The 13,832-nt window shown below is 42.9% G+C and carries 13 protein-coding genes and 1 pseudogene; 7 read left to right on the forward strand and 7 right to left on the reverse strand.

The features are described from left to right. Nucleotides 1–39 precede the first annotated feature (39 nt). The 4 genes from AC0OMA_RS03580 to AC0OMA_RS03595 all read left to right on the forward strand — a co-directional run bounded on the left by AC0OMA_RS03580 (nucleotide 40) and on the right by AC0OMA_RS03595 (nucleotide 3,580). Complete coding sequence (locus AC0OMA_RS03580) at nucleotides 40–723, forward strand: PspA/IM30 family protein (protein WP_181218436.1); 684 nt, start codon at nucleotides 40–42, stop codon at nucleotides 721–723. A 65-nt stretch (nucleotides 724–788) separates the two neighbouring features. After that, nucleotides 789–1,814 (forward strand): TFIIB-type zinc ribbon-containing protein, encoded by a 1,026-nt coding sequence (locus AC0OMA_RS03585; protein WP_181218438.1) that lies wholly within the window; start codon nucleotides 789–791, stop codon nucleotides 1,812–1,814. Beyond that, nucleotides 1,814–2,578, forward strand: coding sequence for a TPM domain-containing protein (locus AC0OMA_RS03590; RefSeq protein ID WP_015252670.1), 765 nt, complete (start codon nucleotides 1,814–1,816; stop codon nucleotides 2,576–2,578). The genes AC0OMA_RS03585 and AC0OMA_RS03590 overlap by 1 nt, the downstream gene beginning before the upstream one ends. A 30-nt stretch (nucleotides 2,579–2,608) precedes the next feature. Then, nucleotides 2,609–3,580 carry an SPFH domain-containing protein gene (locus AC0OMA_RS03595; RefSeq protein WP_181218440.1) on the forward strand — a complete coding sequence of 324 codons (972 nt, stop codon included), beginning with the start codon at nucleotides 2,609–2,611 and terminating at the stop codon, nucleotides 3,578–3,580. Nucleotides 3,581–3,621: 41 nt separating this feature from the next. Here AC0OMA_RS03595 and AC0OMA_RS03600 read toward each other — a convergent pair whose 3' ends face one another. Then, nucleotides 3,622–4,647 (reverse strand): potassium channel family protein, encoded by a 1,026-nt coding sequence (locus AC0OMA_RS03600; RefSeq protein WP_181218442.1) that lies wholly within the window; start codon nucleotides 4,645–4,647, stop codon nucleotides 3,622–3,624. A gap of 578 nt (nucleotides 4,648–5,225) precedes the next feature. Here AC0OMA_RS03600 and iolT point away from each other — a divergent pair. Continuing rightward, the gene (iolT, locus tag AC0OMA_RS03605; RefSeq protein WP_474221913.1) at nucleotides 5,226–6,647 is read left to right on the forward strand and encodes a myo-inositol transporter IolT; all 1,422 of its coding nucleotides are present in this window, start codon (nucleotides 5,226–5,228) and stop codon (nucleotides 6,645–6,647) included. Between the two features lie 47 nt (nucleotides 6,648–6,694). Here iolT and bdhA read toward each other — a convergent pair whose 3' ends face one another. Continuing rightward, nucleotides 6,695–7,735: a (R,R)-butanediol dehydrogenase gene (bdhA, locus tag AC0OMA_RS03610; protein ID WP_003234015.1), complete on the reverse strand. Its 1,041-nt coding sequence runs from the start codon at nucleotides 7,733–7,735 to the stop codon at nucleotides 6,695–6,697. 437 nt (nucleotides 7,736–8,172) lie between these two features. Here bdhA and walM point away from each other — a divergent pair, with 437 nt between their 5' ends. Together walM and AC0OMA_RS03620 are read left to right on the forward strand one after the other, a co-directional pair. Next, a complete protein-coding gene (gene walM / locus AC0OMA_RS03615; RefSeq protein ID WP_003234013.1) occupies nucleotides 8,173–8,544 on the forward strand; it encodes a cell wall metabolism protein WalM in 372 nt (123 codons plus the stop codon). A gap of 65 nt (nucleotides 8,545–8,609) precedes the next feature. Continuing rightward, nucleotides 8,610–9,656 carry a hypothetical protein gene (locus AC0OMA_RS03620; RefSeq protein ID WP_474221914.1) on the forward strand — a complete coding sequence of 349 codons (1,047 nt, stop codon included), beginning with the start codon at nucleotides 8,610–8,612 and terminating at the stop codon, nucleotides 9,654–9,656. Nucleotides 9,657–9,689: 33 nt separating this feature from the next. Here the strand turns inward: AC0OMA_RS03620 and AC0OMA_RS03625 are convergent. The 5 genes and pseudogenes from AC0OMA_RS03625 to cotA form a co-directional block, all read right to left on the reverse strand. Next, nucleotides 9,690–9,818: pseudogene (locus AC0OMA_RS03625) on the reverse strand (hypothetical protein); the annotation flags it as partial. Between the two features lie 201 nt (nucleotides 9,819–10,019). Beyond that, on the reverse strand, nucleotides 10,020–10,229 hold the full coding sequence (locus AC0OMA_RS03630) for a cold-shock protein (protein ID WP_003234008.1): 210 nt from the start codon (nucleotides 10,227–10,229) through the stop codon (nucleotides 10,020–10,022). A gap of 82 nt (nucleotides 10,230–10,311) precedes the next feature. Continuing rightward, entirely contained in the window at nucleotides 10,312–11,130 is an 819-nt protein-coding gene (locus tag AC0OMA_RS03635; protein WP_015382980.1) for an alpha/beta fold hydrolase, read from the reverse strand. A 12-nt stretch (nucleotides 11,131–11,142) separates the two neighbouring features. Continuing rightward, the gene (locus tag AC0OMA_RS03640; protein WP_474221915.1) at nucleotides 11,143–12,141 is read right to left on the reverse strand and encodes a DUF4003 domain-containing protein; all 999 of its coding nucleotides are present in this window, start codon (nucleotides 12,139–12,141) and stop codon (nucleotides 11,143–11,145) included. 98 nt (nucleotides 12,142–12,239) lie between these two features. Beyond that, nucleotides 12,240–13,781, reverse strand: a complete 1,542-nt coding sequence (cotA, locus tag AC0OMA_RS03645) for an outer spore coat copper-dependent laccase CotA (protein WP_014479048.1) — start codon at nucleotides 13,779–13,781, stop codon at nucleotides 12,240–12,242. Nucleotides 13,782–13,832: the final 51 nt, after the last annotated feature.

A 13,832-nucleotide genomic window follows, 5' to 3' on the forward strand; every position in this document is an offset into this window, starting at 1 on the left:
AACAAAGGTTAACGAATTAGCTTTAGGAGGAACGATATAATGAGTATCATTGGAAGATTTAAAGATATTATGTCTGCGAATATCAATGCTTTATTGGACAAGGCTGAAAATCCGGAGAAAATGGTAGATCAATATTTAAGAAATATGAATAGCGATTTGGCTAAGGTTAAGGCAGAAACAGCAGCTGTTATGGCCGAGGAGCAGAGAGCAAAAAGAGAATATCACGAATGCCAGGCGGATATGGAAAAGATGGAAAGCTATGCAATGAGGGCGCTGCAAGCCGGGAATGAGAGCGATGCGAGAAAATTTCTTGAAAGAAAAACATCTTTGGAGTCAAAGCTTTCTGAGCTGCAGGCGGCGAATCAAATTGCTGCAACCAATGCCGCACAGATGAGAAAGATGCATGACAAATTGGTATCTGACATTGGAGAGCTGGAAGCACGTAAAAATATGATCAAGGCGAAGTGGGCAGTAGCGAAAACGCAAGAAAGAATGAACAAACTGGGCGCTTCTGTTTCAAGTACAAGCCAATCAATGTCTGCATTCGGCCGAATGGAGGACAAAGTAAATAAGGCACTTGATCAGGCCAATGCAATGGCTGAACTGAACAGCGCTCCGCAGGATGATATGGCTGATCTGACTGCAAAGTATGACACTGGCAGTTCAAGCCAGGTTGATGATGAACTTGCGGCGTTAAAAGCGAAAATGATGCTCGATAAGTAATACATAGGAGGCCACAGCTTTCGGCTGCGGCGTCATTTTATCATAAGATGTGAGAGGGAACGGTAATGATAATATCTTATAAGTGTCCGAACTGCGGCAGTGATATGGCATTTGACAGTGAAACCGGCTCGTTATCCTGCGGCAGCTGCGGAAGACAGGACAATATTGAAAGCCTTCCGAAAGAAAACATTGTGGCACGGTTTTCTGATGATGAAGCAAAAGAATATCAATGTGAAAATTGCGGCGCCGTTTTGATCACGGAAGCTGAAACGACAGCAACGACGTGCAGCTTCTGCGGGGGTGCTGCAATACTTGCCGATCGTTTATCGGGTCATTTGGCACCGGCGAAAGTCATCCCATTTACAATCAGTAAACAAGAAGCGGAGCAGGCATTTCGAAAGTGGTGCAAAAAAGGCCTTCTGACACCAAGAGGTTTCATGTCTGCCGATCGCATTAAAAGCATCACCGGCATGTATATTCCGTTTTGGATGTTTGATTTAAATAGTGAAGTACAGGTGAGAGCAAACTGTACCCGGGTCCACCGGTATGAAGAAGGGGATTATATTTGCACGGAAACAGAGCACTTTGAAGCGTTTCGTGATATCAATCTCGATTATTTGAAAATCCCTGTCGATGCCTCTGAAAAAATGAAAGACGAATTAATGGACAAATTGGAGCCTTATTCATACGAAGAGCTGAAGGACTTTCAAACGGCATATTTGGCCGGTTATATTGCGGAAAAGTACAATTATACCGATGAGGAGCTTTTTCCGAGGGCAAAAGAGAAAATCAGCAGTTATATAGATTCATACATCCATTCTACTTTTTCCGGATATACGTCAGTCAATGTGAGGGACAAACATATTCACACGAAAAACGTGAACAGCTTTTACGTTTTGCTTCCTGTTTGGATGGTCAGTTACGATTATGAAAGAGCGGAGCATATCTTTGCGATGAACGGGCAAACAGGAAAGGTTGTTGGAAAGCCGCCGATCAGTCGAGGAAAAGTGGCGGCATGGTTTAGCGGAATAGCAGGCGGGACATTTCTTGCGTTGAAGCTCGTCTCATTGATGATGGGAGGCGGATTTTGATGCGTGGATTTTTTGGGAAAGCGATCTTTGTTGTGCTGGCTGTTTTCATCATGATGCCTTTACTGGGTATCGAAGCGGCAAGAGCCTCTGAATCGCAGCAGCATGTGTACGATCGTGCTCATCTATTGTCAAAAGCGGAGATCGGAAAACTTGAATCTCTCTCGGCAGAGCTGGGTGCAAAGAGGGACACTGATTTCATCATTATTACGACCAAAAGCACAAACGGTGAAGATATTGCCGACTATACCGGCGATTTTTATGATCGTTACGGAAAAGGCAGCACAGCCATTCTGACGATTGATATGACAAACAGAGAAGTGTTTATCGCAGGCTTCAAAAAAGCCGAACAGTATTTGGACAACAGCAGGCTCAATAGCATCAGAAATACGATTTCATCTGATTTATCCAATGAAAATTATTTTAAAGCTTTTGAGACATATATTCAGCTTTCCTATAAAGATATGGGCATAAAACCGGGAGTAAACCCTGACAACATATTCTTTACATGGTGGTTTCAGCTGATTGCTGCCATCGCAGTCGGGGGAATTGCGGTTTCAATCATGCTTTATCATGCAGGCGGCAAAGTAACGGTTAATGGAAATACATATATGGATCAGCGTACGTCTGATGTGATTGATCAATACGACACTTATATTAGAACGACTGTAACAAGAGAAAGAAAACCATCAGATAAAGACAGCGGCAGCGATGGCGGTGTTACGAAAGGCGGCACGTCATACAGTGGGAGCCGGGGCAGTTTCTAAATGTAAGAAATAGAGAAAGGGAGAGGCGTAATGTCGTTTTTCAGAAACCAATTAGCAAATGTAATAGAGTGGGAAGAATTTAGAGATGATATGATTTTTTATAAATGGAACAATCGTGAAATCAAAAAAGGGAGCCGTTTGATCATTCGTCCCGGACAGGATGCTGTCTTTTTGAACAATGGGCGGATTGAAGGAGTCTTTCAAGATGATGGCGATTATGATATTGAATCAGAAATTATTCCATTCCTTTCAACATTAAAGGGCTTTAAGTTTGGCTTTAACAGCGGCATGCGAGCTGAGGTGCTGTTTGTCAATACGAAGGAATTTACCGTAAGATGGGGAACAAAACAGGCGATAAATATTCCGGCAGCGGGAATGCCAGGCGGGATGCCTATTCGCGCAAACGGCACATTTAATTTCAAGGTGCAGGACTATATCAGCCTGATTGATAAAATCGCTGGCGTGAAAGATCAATATTTTGTAGAGGATATTAAAACCCGTATCATTTCTATTCTGGATCAGCTTCTCATGAAGTGGATCACAAGAGAAGGGAAAGATATGTTTAATCTTCAAGCAAACGCTTTTGATATTGCCAAGGGAATTCAAGAGGACTTAGATATGCAATTAATAAGCGACGGGATGACGGTCACTCGTTTTCAAATCATGAGCTTTAATTATCCTCAAGAGGTTCAAGATATGATTACAAAGAACGCTTCCTACGGTATGGTTGGGGATGTGAACAGATACCAGCAAATATCAATGACGGATGGAATGGCATCCGGAAAGATGAGCGGAGGCGGAGCGGCTTCGGATATGGCTGGAATGATGATGGGAATGAATATGGCCAATCAGATGATGAACCAAATGAATCAGGATCATCAGGCACAGTCATCAGGCCCACAGTCAACTGGCAGCGGAAGCAAACCGAATTTCTGTCCAAACTGCGGAACAAAAACCGGTGAAGCTAATTTTTGCCCGAATTGCGGCCAGAAGCTTGTATAAGACAGTGAAAAGTCTGGAGTGATCAGACACTCCGGACTTTTTTATTTAGGAGAATATGCGTTACCTATTGCTTGCTCCTGCACAGGCCATTTTCGAGCACCCGCTTGGATAATTCCCAGCAGCAATTGACGACGTTCCTTTATTGAATTGACGGCAATTTGAAATGATTGCTTTGATAAAGCCGGTATGCCTGATTGTTGAAGCTTTGAGATGTCTGGTTCCGGCGGCGCTTGTTCTGCAGGATGGATATAGGCAGTATGAACGGTATCCAGGTAGTTTTTGATACTTGAGCGCGCTTCTTTGATGTGAAGCTGATTCGGCTGATATTGTTCAGGAATTCCGTATTTGAAAATGGTTAGAGCCTCATCCAATACAGCAACAGCTATAATGGATGATTCCTGATGCTGCGTGCTGTGGTAAAAATGAAGGATGGGGAAGGCGTTATGCTGAGCGGTCAGCTTTCCCAGTTCTGATGAGGCAGCGACAAGAAGAAAATCAATGTCGTGAAAATCTTTGCCATTCCATGCATTATGGACGATTTCTGTTCCGTCATGCCCTAGACTTAATACACTTTGGGCAAAGGAGCGTTTTTGATTAACAGCACTCAAGACGGAAATCAAATACGTGACAGAAAACGTGATGGTAAGTAGTCCTTGAGCTGTTTCAATAATCGTGACAAGCTTCCATAGGCCTCCGTTCGGAGCGAGGTCGCCATTTCCTAATGTAAACATGACATAGCCGGAAAAATAAATTCGGTCTGACCAGGAAGCCGGTTCTTTTGATTGAGTTTCCATAAGTGAGTGAGGGTCACTCGAGTAAATCAAAACCCACCCGCTCCAAAATAGACTGATCCATATCACTAACGTCAGGCATAACAGCAGAGGACCAGCCATACTTAGAACCTTTGCGTGGTCACCGCTGATTTTGCGGCAGCCCTTCCACAGCCAGGCAGACAGGCATCTTGTGATCGGGCCTGCACCGCTCTCTAACCATAACGTGGTCCATAAAAAATCAATCATCCCCGCTGTCAATAATAAAAGGCCTGCAATGATATAACCCTCATTCATTTTGGTTGCCTCCCTTAAGTCAGCCTTCTTTTATTTTCTTCTCTATTTCCTTTTATCCTGAGTCTGAAACAATTGAACGAATGTTTGATTTTACAGAGAAAAACAGGAGAAGTTACCCAACACTTACTCATTTATCGATATGAACAGAAAATCACAGGGTTTTTGACTTGATTCACACATTTTCATGAAGAAAAACGTTCATTTTCCCCTTGAATTGGTGATTTTTCTTTTATAGAGTAAAAAATTTTCAGAAATTTATATTGACTGAAAGCGTTTTTATAATTATGATAATATCAGATATAACAAAAATGTCACTATAACATAACTACAATTGAACTATTAAGTGACTAATAAATACCAACAAGGATATGCACAAAGAAATGACCATTGTTCTTTTAGTGAGAAATGAAACCGCTTCCATTGGGACTGACATGCTAAGAAGAAGGGAAGGTTATGAGGTTATTGGATAAAAACATGAACAACTATTTTCTGAAGCCTGCTTACGAAATGTGGGGAAGGCATCAGCCCTGGAATAAGTTTTTGACATACGCATTTTGAAAAAGACTGGGGGAAACAGTATGAATAAACAAGGCAATCAAATGTCATTTTTACGCACAATTATTTTAGTCTCGACTTTCGGCGGGCTTCTTTTTGGCTATGATACCGGTGTGCTCAATGGAGCTTTGCCGTATATGGGAGAGCCGGATCAGCTTAATCTCAATGCCTTCACAGAGGGCCTTGTCACCAGTTCACTTCTTTTTGGAGCGGCGCTAGGTGCTGTGTTTGGCGGCAGGATGTCTGATTTTAACGGCCGCCGCAAAAATATTTTGTTCCTCGCTGTTATATTTTTTATTTCAACGATCGGGTGTACGTTTGCACCAAATGTTACGGTCATGATTATTTCCCGTTTTGTGCTTGGTATTGCGGTCGGGGGTGCATCAGTAACGGTGCCTGCCTATTTAGCAGAGATGTCTCCTGTGGAAAGCAGGGGACGGATGGTGACGCAGAACGAATTGATGATTGTATCAGGACAGCTTTTGGCCTTTGTTTTTAATGCGATCCTTGGAACAACAATGGGAGACAACTCCCATGTGTGGAGATTTATGCTGGTCATTGCGTCACTTCCAGCCTTGTTCCTGTTTTTCGGCATGATCAGAATGCCCGAGAGTCCCCGCTGGCTTGTTTCTAAAGGAAGAAAAGAAGATGCTTTACGTGTATTGAAAAAAATCAGGGATGAAAAACGGGCAGCAGCTGAGCTGCAAGAAATTGAATTCGCTTTCGAAAAAGAAGATCAGCTTGAAAAAGCGACGTTTAAAGATCTTTCGGTCCCATGGGTGCGCCGTATTGTGTTTATTGGATTAGGGATTGCGATTGTACAGCAAATTACAGGTGTGAATTCGATTATGTATTATGGGACTGAAATTCTAAGAAATTCCGGTTTCCAAACGGAAGCCGCTTTAATCGGAAATATTGCGAATGGCGTGATTTCGGTATTGGCAACATTCGTTGGAATCTGGCTGCTGGGAAGAGTGGGGCGCCGGCCGATGCTGATGACAGGCTTGATCGGTACGACAACAGCATTATTGCTAATCGGGATATTCTCACTTGTACTTGAAGGATCACCGGCACTTCCATATGTAGTCCTTTCATTAACGGTCACATTTCTTGCTTTTCAGCAGGGCGCCATTTCACCAGTGACTTGGCTGATGCTATCTGAAATTTTCCCGCTTCGCCTTCGCGGACTGGGAATGGGTGTTACGGTATTCTGTCTGTGGATGGTGAATTTTGCAGTCAGTTTCACGTTTCCAATATTGCTGGCAGCCATCGGGCTGTCCACAACGTTCTTTATCTTCGTTGGATTAGGAATTTGCTCTGTCCTGTTTGTGAAGAAGTTTTTGCCAGAAACGAAAGGACTTTCACTTGAGCAGCTGGAGGAAAACTTCCGAGCTTATGATCACGGCGGGGCAAAGAAGGATTCTGCGGCTGAAGTGATTGGATAATTAAAAAAAGAATCCGCACCCGAGTGCGGATTCTTTTTGGTTTCAAGTTAGTTAGGTCTGACAAGGATTTTGACTTGGCTTTTCTCTTTAATAAGAGCCCCGAAGCCCTCCTCGATCAAATCATCTAGTACGATTTTTTTCGTTACGAGTTTGTCGGCTGAGAAATAGCCTTCTTTCATTAATGACAATACAGCCGGGAAGATGTCGCGGTATCCGATAATTCCTTTTACTGTACGTTCTTTGATTACGATATCGTTCGGATGGATTTCAGCACCTTTTTCCCAAATGCTGACGATGACGGTTTCACCGGCAATTGTAGTGGACTGGATGGCTTGTCGTAACACCACTGGGACACCAGTGACTTCGAATGCTACGTCAACACCGCCTCCTGTACGTTCTGCAATCTCAGCGACTACATCGTCTGTTTTAGACGGATCAACGATGATCGCGCCAAGCTCCTCAGCTTTTTGCTGGCGTTCAGGAGAAAGCTCAACAGCGTAAATATCAGTTGCACCGGCAGCCTTCAGCGCTTCAATGACAAGAAGTCCGATCGGGCCGCAGCCGAATACAGCCGCTTTGTCGCCTGCTTTGAGTTTGCTTGAGCGGACAGCGTATAGAGCAACTGCAGAAGGTTCAACGAGCGCGCCTTGTTCATATGATAATTCATCAGGAAGTTTGAACAAAAGCTCTTCATCTACAGAGACGTATTCAGAGAAACCGCCTCCTCCGCCGGCTAAGCCGAGGAATCCCATTTGTTCATCAAGGTTGTAGGCGCCTTGGTGGCCGTGTGTAGCAAAAATCGGCTCGACTACGACGCGGTCTCCAACTTTATAATTTTCAACGCCTTCTCCGACTTCGACAACTTCACCGGAGAATTCATGCCCCATTGTGACAGGTGCCGTTTCATTTGTTAATGGGTGCGGTTTGTCAACCGGAATAAAGATCGGGCCGCCCAGATATTCGTGTAAATCACTTCCGCAGATGCCGCACCATTTGACTTTGATCTTTACTTTTCCCGGCTCCGTTTTTGGCTCTTCGATATGTTCAATACGGATATCCTTTTGGTTATGCCATCTTGCTGCCTTCATGGATTACCACTCCTATAACTTTTGATGTGAGTAATTCCGCACCGGTCAATATGAACTGTTCACAAAATCGCCATTTTTAAAACCAAAAAAGAAATGAAATTTTTATATAATATAATCTACGTTTTTTTGAAAAAAGAAACTTTGAAGAAAAAAGGGTCTCGCACACTCTTTTTTCTTTATATGAGAGTATCAATCGTTTACATAGCTATGAATTTGGTTTGAACAATACGGTAATGGTTCGTTCATATTGAATGCGACAACTACTCTATCAATAATTATAACGCTAATACCGCTATTATAATAGGATAATCTTCCATGGTTTAATTTAGCAGAGGTAACTTTTTTGACTTTGTAACATTACTGTAAGGATATTGAAATAAAAAATAGCTGGTTGATCGTGTATAATCTTCCTAGATGTTAACAAACAGGGGGACGAAATGTTGAAGAAAGTCATTTTAGCCGCTTTTATCTTAGTAGGAAGTACTTTGGGAGCTTTTAGTTTTTCATCAGATGCCAGTGCGAAACATGTGAACGGAAATATTACTTGGTATAATGGAGTCGGGAAAAAAGGCTCTTCAGGTAAGAAACTTGGACATTGGGATTGTGCGACCAAAATCGGATTTGATGTTCCTAGAAACGGGACAAAAATCAGAGCTTATGCAAAAGCGAAGCCTAAAAAGGTGATTACGGTTTATAAAAATGATGTTGGCAGAATGCCTAATGCAGTGCTGGATGTTAGCCCTAAAGCGTTTAAAGCGCTTGGATATCCATTAAGCAAAGGTAAAGTAGCGGGGCATTACAGCTATTAATGTACATATATAATCTGGAAAGCAAGAAGTCACATTCTTGCTTTTTCTATTGGTGGAGATAAAAGATGAAAAAAATAATCATATTATTGTTAGCAGTGATGATAGCGGCAGCTGCCGCGGGGGTTGCGTTTTATGTTACAAAGGATAAAGGCCATGAAAAGGCTGCTGATGTTTCAGTCAATACCGAAAGCGGTGATGAGCTGCTGGTTTCAATTACAGATACGAAACTGCTGACAAAGTATTATGAAAATGACAAGGTGATCCATGAGGAGAAGCTGACCAGCTATCCGGCATTTGCCTTGGATCAAAAACAGCAGGTGCTCTATTATACGGGCAATAATGAACAGAATGAAATGAGGCTTTTTAAACTGGATCTAAAGTCTAATAAAAAGACGATGCTTTATAAAGGCGCGGAGAGTGCGGACAGTTTGTTTTTATCAAAGGACCGTTCAACCATCTATTTCCGCTTAGGAAAAGCGGACGAAAGCAATTTTCGGATCACCGCTTTTGATCTAAAAACGAAAAAGTACAAAAATCTTTATCCTGCCGCTAATGATCAAGATGACACCGTCAGCAGCTTCTTTTATAACCAAAAAAACGATTCATTTGCATTGCTTCATTATTCTGTAGAAGAAGACTACAAGAAAACAGATGAAGCAAACGAAAAGGGCATCGACCCTGAACCGACAACGATTCATTTTGCGGAAGGCCGCCAAAATAAATTTAATGAGCTGAAAAGCCTGAACCAATTTATCAGCGATATTGCTGTTTCTGATGATGATAAACGTATTTTATTCACATCATATACGCAGAAAGGAACGGAGCAAACCGCTTCTATTCAAATGCTCAATGCGGATACGAAAAAATATGAAAGCATCATCTCAAATCAAAAATCATTTAAGCTGTTAATTGACGCACAGCCTCAGTTCTCTAAGGATGGGAAGAACATTTATTTTCTTGCCGAAGCCAAGGGGGCTAAAAAGCTGAAGGACGAAACAGGGCGTGAAGCTAAGGTGCGGACGATTTATTCCTATAGCCTTGAAGATAAGACCTTCAAAAAAGTATGGGAAAATCCGAACGGCATCATCAACAGCTTTTCGGTGATTAACTAATAAAAACCACTCGGCATGAGCTGAGTGGCTTTTTTAATGGATGAGGTGCAGGGCTAATGATCCGAGCCATTTAAAGATATGAATCAGAGGTACCGACAAAAACAGAAGTTCAACATATGAGTTCATTGCAACATTCAGCTTTTTGAACGCAGATCTTCTTTTTGCTGCTGGTTTGAGATCACGTTATCACTCCTCTTATATCCATATTAAAACAGACAAAAAAGCCCTAAACGTTTACAGTTTTGGGCTTCTTTCTTCGTATTTGGCCTCTTGCAATAAGAGGCTTTTATTCTGAAATATAGAATTTTGTCTCCGTTCGGGGTTTGTTTGCTTGAAGGAGACTGCATTTGTTATAGGGAAGAACTAGCTTGTTTTCGTTTGGCTGTTGTTTTGGAGATTCACTAATGAACGGATGCCGTCGACCATTTTACTTCCGCACAAAGGGCACAATGGCGTATCACTGCTGGCGAAGTTTTTTCGGGTCCAGCCATTACAGTCTTCTTTTGTGCATTCCCAAGTACTCACATCTTCTTTTGGCAGCGGTTCTTGATTTCGTTTGTTATAGTAAGACATAAAGTCACTTCTTCCCTCATGTATTTTACTGCACATTTCTTATTGTCTCATACTTTTCCCTAATCTCCTAATTCCTTTTTCTTTATGACTTTCCAATAACCCCATCTAAAAAGGAGAGGACTGTGCTGTTAAAAGCATCTGGCTCTTCTAAAAACGGGCAATGGCTGCTTTTAGAAAAGGTAACGAGTGTCGCGTTTGGAATATTGCTGCGCAAGTGTTCTCCAGCTGCTGTAGAGAAAAATTTCTTGTCTTCCCCGAAGCACAACAATGTCGGCACATTGATGTTTTGGAGGGTGCCCCGGTAATCAGCGGCCGTTTGGTTAAATAAAATCGTGCTAGAAATGGCAGCCGGCTGTTTGAGGATTTCTGCCAGCATCCATTCTGTTTCGGTCTCGGCAGGCGGTTCTGCGAACATATTCTGGATGAAGCTTCCGTAGAAAGGCAGCGGGTCAGTTTGAATGGCGTGCATCGCTGTTTTTAAGCCGTCAAAATCAAATGGACCGTGTTCCCAGCCCTCCCATTGATAGTCGGAAGCGGATTGATCGATGATCACAGCGGCTTGAATGTTATTATCATTCCCAAACTGATTGAGATAATCCCATACGACAAAAGCGCCCATTGACCAGCCGGCAAGAACGACATGGTCAAGCTCCATTGCATTTAGAAATTCCCTTATGTCACGGGCATATTGGGAAATGGTGTGCCCATGAAGCACTTTGTCAGATTCGCCGTGTCCTCTAAGATCAAGACGAATACATTGATAATTGGCAGAAAGCGCCGAAAATTGTTTGTGGAAAAATTGTCCGCTCATCAGCACCCCATGTATAAACAGGATCGGCGTCCCGTTCCCGTGTGTTTCATAGTAAAGGCGTGTCTGATCTTCTAATGTGATGTATGGCATGTTTCTCCTCCTTTAGTTTCCATCATGAGTATGGCTGGCTGCTGTTGAGCTGATGATGGCAGCTGTCGCGGCTGCCTGCTGCGCTTGAATGGCTGTTTCGATAGCGGTGTATAGTCCTGATTCCATCAGCAGATTTTTCTCCATATGCTCACTGAGATAGAGGCTGACAGCAATTTTAAAATTCATTTCCTTTTGCCATTTAAAAGCTTTTTCCTGGTTTAATTCGTCAGTGATGCACAAAACGGTTTTGATATCTGGCTCCTCCAGAAAGGTGAGGAGAGCAAGGTCTGGATAATGATAATCCTTTGGTTTTTTGACAGATTCAGTGATCGATTGATATATCTGTTTGCAAGCGGAAACAAGCATTTCGGGCTCTTTTTCACTTTGCAAGGCCAGAATATGACTGACCTGATGTAAGTACTGTCCTTTTTTAAAGCCGTTGGCTGCCAGCAGCTGATAGCATGTTTCCGCCTTCTGTAGCGCCTGCAAACCTTCTCCGTTTTCTCCAAGCAGTACGGCAAGCGGAACATTCTGAGTTGAAGTGAGGAAATAATGATTTTTTTTCATCTGCTGATAAACAGCTAGCCCCATGTTCATCTGTTCTTTTTGGTTTGTCGTTTCAGATTTTCCAGTGAGCAAGATCAGAGCGGAAAGGTATGTGAACATATCCCGCTTATATCCTAGCTTCACCATTTCATTGTATACATCGATAAAAGTATGAAATGTATGAAATGTTTGTTTTGCCTCATGCTGAAAATGAATGTCCAGAATAGATGCAACAGTAAAGCGGTGGTGTGAATTGAGTGTTGAGAAGCTGCCGATGTTTGATTTGATATAGCTGCTCAAATCATAAAAGCGCTGAAAATCAAACTCTCTTTTATTCACAATATATGCAGAAGAAATGAGCATTAATATCTGGTCTTGTGAAACTTTCCATTTTAATTTTGATTTTAATTCAGCATAAATGGAAATGTATTGCTTTATTTTTTCATGTAGGTCGTGTGTCAGCATAAAAAGCAGCTCCTTTTTGCTGTTTTTACGTAATACGATAAATAGGGCCGAAGGTTTCATAAAGAAAAAACTTGCCTGCTAGAGGCAAGTTTGTCGGATTATTTATGGGGATCTGTTATATCCATCGGTCTCATCATGTCATAGTCTTCATGCTCTAGAATATGGCAATGCCATACGTATCGTCCGCTGTACGGACCGAATGTCGCCGCGATTCTTAGGACTTCACCTGCATGCGCTTGAATGGTGTCTTTCCAGCCCTTTTCACTTGGCGGCGGCGGGACAGCCGGACCGGTATAGGACAATTCCCCGCTTTCTTGATAACGGGCGATATCAAACGGCCGCCGGTCTAATACACGGAAGGAGACGAGATGCAGGTGAATCGGATGTGTTCCGCGTGTCGGGTTGATAATCGACCATATTTCAGTTGTGCCGACTTTTGGTGCTTCTGTGACGGGATCGTGCCAGCGTTTGTTATTAAGCAGAAGGACGGGTCTGCCATATTCGTCCTGGGTGCCTGCCAGTTTTAACGTTCTGATGTTTTGTATTCTTTCATGCTGTACCGAAGGGTATGAGGCGAGGTACTTCGGCTTTCTGCTTTCGTCTTTTTGTGCCAATGGTTTTGTGACTCTGAATTGCATGATATTCGCATCTGTTTCAGGATTGACGTCACCGCCGCAGCCCGCGCTGTTTGCCAAAATGATCGATTCTCCTTCATATGCTGTGAAGTCAATGATGATATCATAACGTTCAGCAGGCGCAAGGCTGAAAGAATTCAGTTTAACAGATCGCGGCAGGAGCCCTCCATCTGAACCAATCTGAATAAACTCTCCGCCATTATCGAGTGACAGGTTATAGGTTCTTGTATTGGAGGCGTTGATGACACGGAATCGGTATTTCCTTGGCTCGACTTCCAAGTATGGCCATACCTTCCCGTTGACGAGTATGGTTTCTCCGCAAAAAGCCGGAACGATTGAAGGATTAGGCAGTGACGGAGAAGGGTTTTCCGGTGCGCTCGGATAAAACAAAGAACCATCCTCATTGATCGTGCGGTCTGTGATAAGAAGCGGCACATCGTATTCGTCTGAAGGCAGTTTTAAGCGTTTTTCCTTTGGATCATGAATGATATAAGCACCGACAAGTCCGGCATAGACATTTAGCCTGGTGAGCGCCATGGCGTGATCGTGATACCACAATATAGCCCCGCGCTGCTGGTTTGGATAATGATAAACCTCTCTTTTGAAATAAGGTCCTGTTTGTTCAAAGTCTTTGGAAAACCAAGCCTCCGGATACCCGTCACTATCATCTGGCGTGACGCCGCCGTGTAAATGAACAACAGTCTTTACCTCGGGCTCTTCATGCTGGCTGTCACTGTGATGAATGGTGTGATCAATCGGAAGGAAATGCGTGGAAGGAAGATTGTTCATCCATTTTACATATACGTTTTCATTTCTTTTAACCTCAATGGTCGGCCCCGGAAATAAGCCGTTGTAGCCCCACAGGCGGGTTGGAGGGAGATCGCGATGGAGCTGATGAGTGCATTCCTCCATGGTGACTTCGTAGTATGTTTTTTCTTTTGATTGCTGTACTGGCTTTAGTGTATCTGGGATTGGGAGAGCATCCACAAATTTTTCAAGTGTCATTTTCATCTGTCCTTATCTAAATTTTCCAAATTGGTACTATAGTTAATGACA

Source organism: Bacillus sp. AMCV2, from assembly GCF_056033925.1.

What these genes read in the sequence shown, in the direction of transcription:
- AC0OMA_RS03580 (WP_181218436.1), top strand. Translation starts at nt 40, where the DNA reads ATGAGTATCATTGGAAGATTTAAAGATATTATGTCTGCGAATATCAAT.
- AC0OMA_RS03585 (WP_181218438.1), top strand. Translation starts at nt 789, where the DNA reads ATGATAATATCTTATAAGTGTCCGAACTGCGGCAGTGATATGGCATTT.
- AC0OMA_RS03590 (WP_015252670.1), top strand. Translation starts at nt 1,814, where the DNA reads ATGCGTGGATTTTTTGGGAAAGCGATCTTTGTTGTGCTGGCTGTTTTC.
- AC0OMA_RS03595 (WP_181218440.1), top strand. Translation starts at nt 2,609, where the DNA reads ATGTCGTTTTTCAGAAACCAATTAGCAAATGTAATAGAGTGGGAAGAA.
- AC0OMA_RS03600 (WP_181218442.1), bottom strand. Translation starts at nt 4,647, where the DNA reads ATGAATGAGGGTTATATCATTGCAGGCCTTTTATTATTGACAGCGGGG.
- iolT (WP_474221913.1), top strand. Translation starts at nt 5,226, where the DNA reads ATGAATAAACAAGGCAATCAAATGTCATTTTTACGCACAATTATTTTA.
- bdhA (WP_003234015.1), bottom strand. Translation starts at nt 7,735, where the DNA reads ATGAAGGCAGCAAGATGGCATAACCAAAAGGATATCCGTATTGAACAT.
- walM (WP_003234013.1), top strand. Translation starts at nt 8,173, where the DNA reads ATGTTGAAGAAAGTCATTTTAGCCGCTTTTATCTTAGTAGGAAGTACT.
- AC0OMA_RS03620 (WP_474221914.1), top strand. Translation starts at nt 8,610, where the DNA reads ATGAAAAAAATAATCATATTATTGTTAGCAGTGATGATAGCGGCAGCT.
- AC0OMA_RS03630 (WP_003234008.1), bottom strand. Translation starts at nt 10,229, where the DNA reads ATGTCTTACTATAACAAACGAAATCAAGAACCGCTGCCAAAAGAAGAT.
- AC0OMA_RS03635 (WP_015382980.1), bottom strand. Translation starts at nt 11,130, where the DNA reads ATGCCATACATCACATTAGAAGATCAGACACGCCTTTACTATGAAACA.
- AC0OMA_RS03640 (WP_474221915.1), bottom strand. Translation starts at nt 12,141, where the DNA reads ATGCTGACACACGACCTACATGAAAAAATAAAGCAATACATTTCCATT.
- cotA (WP_014479048.1), bottom strand. Translation starts at nt 13,781, where the DNA reads ATGACACTTGAAAAATTTGTGGATGCTCTCCCAATCCCAGATACACTA.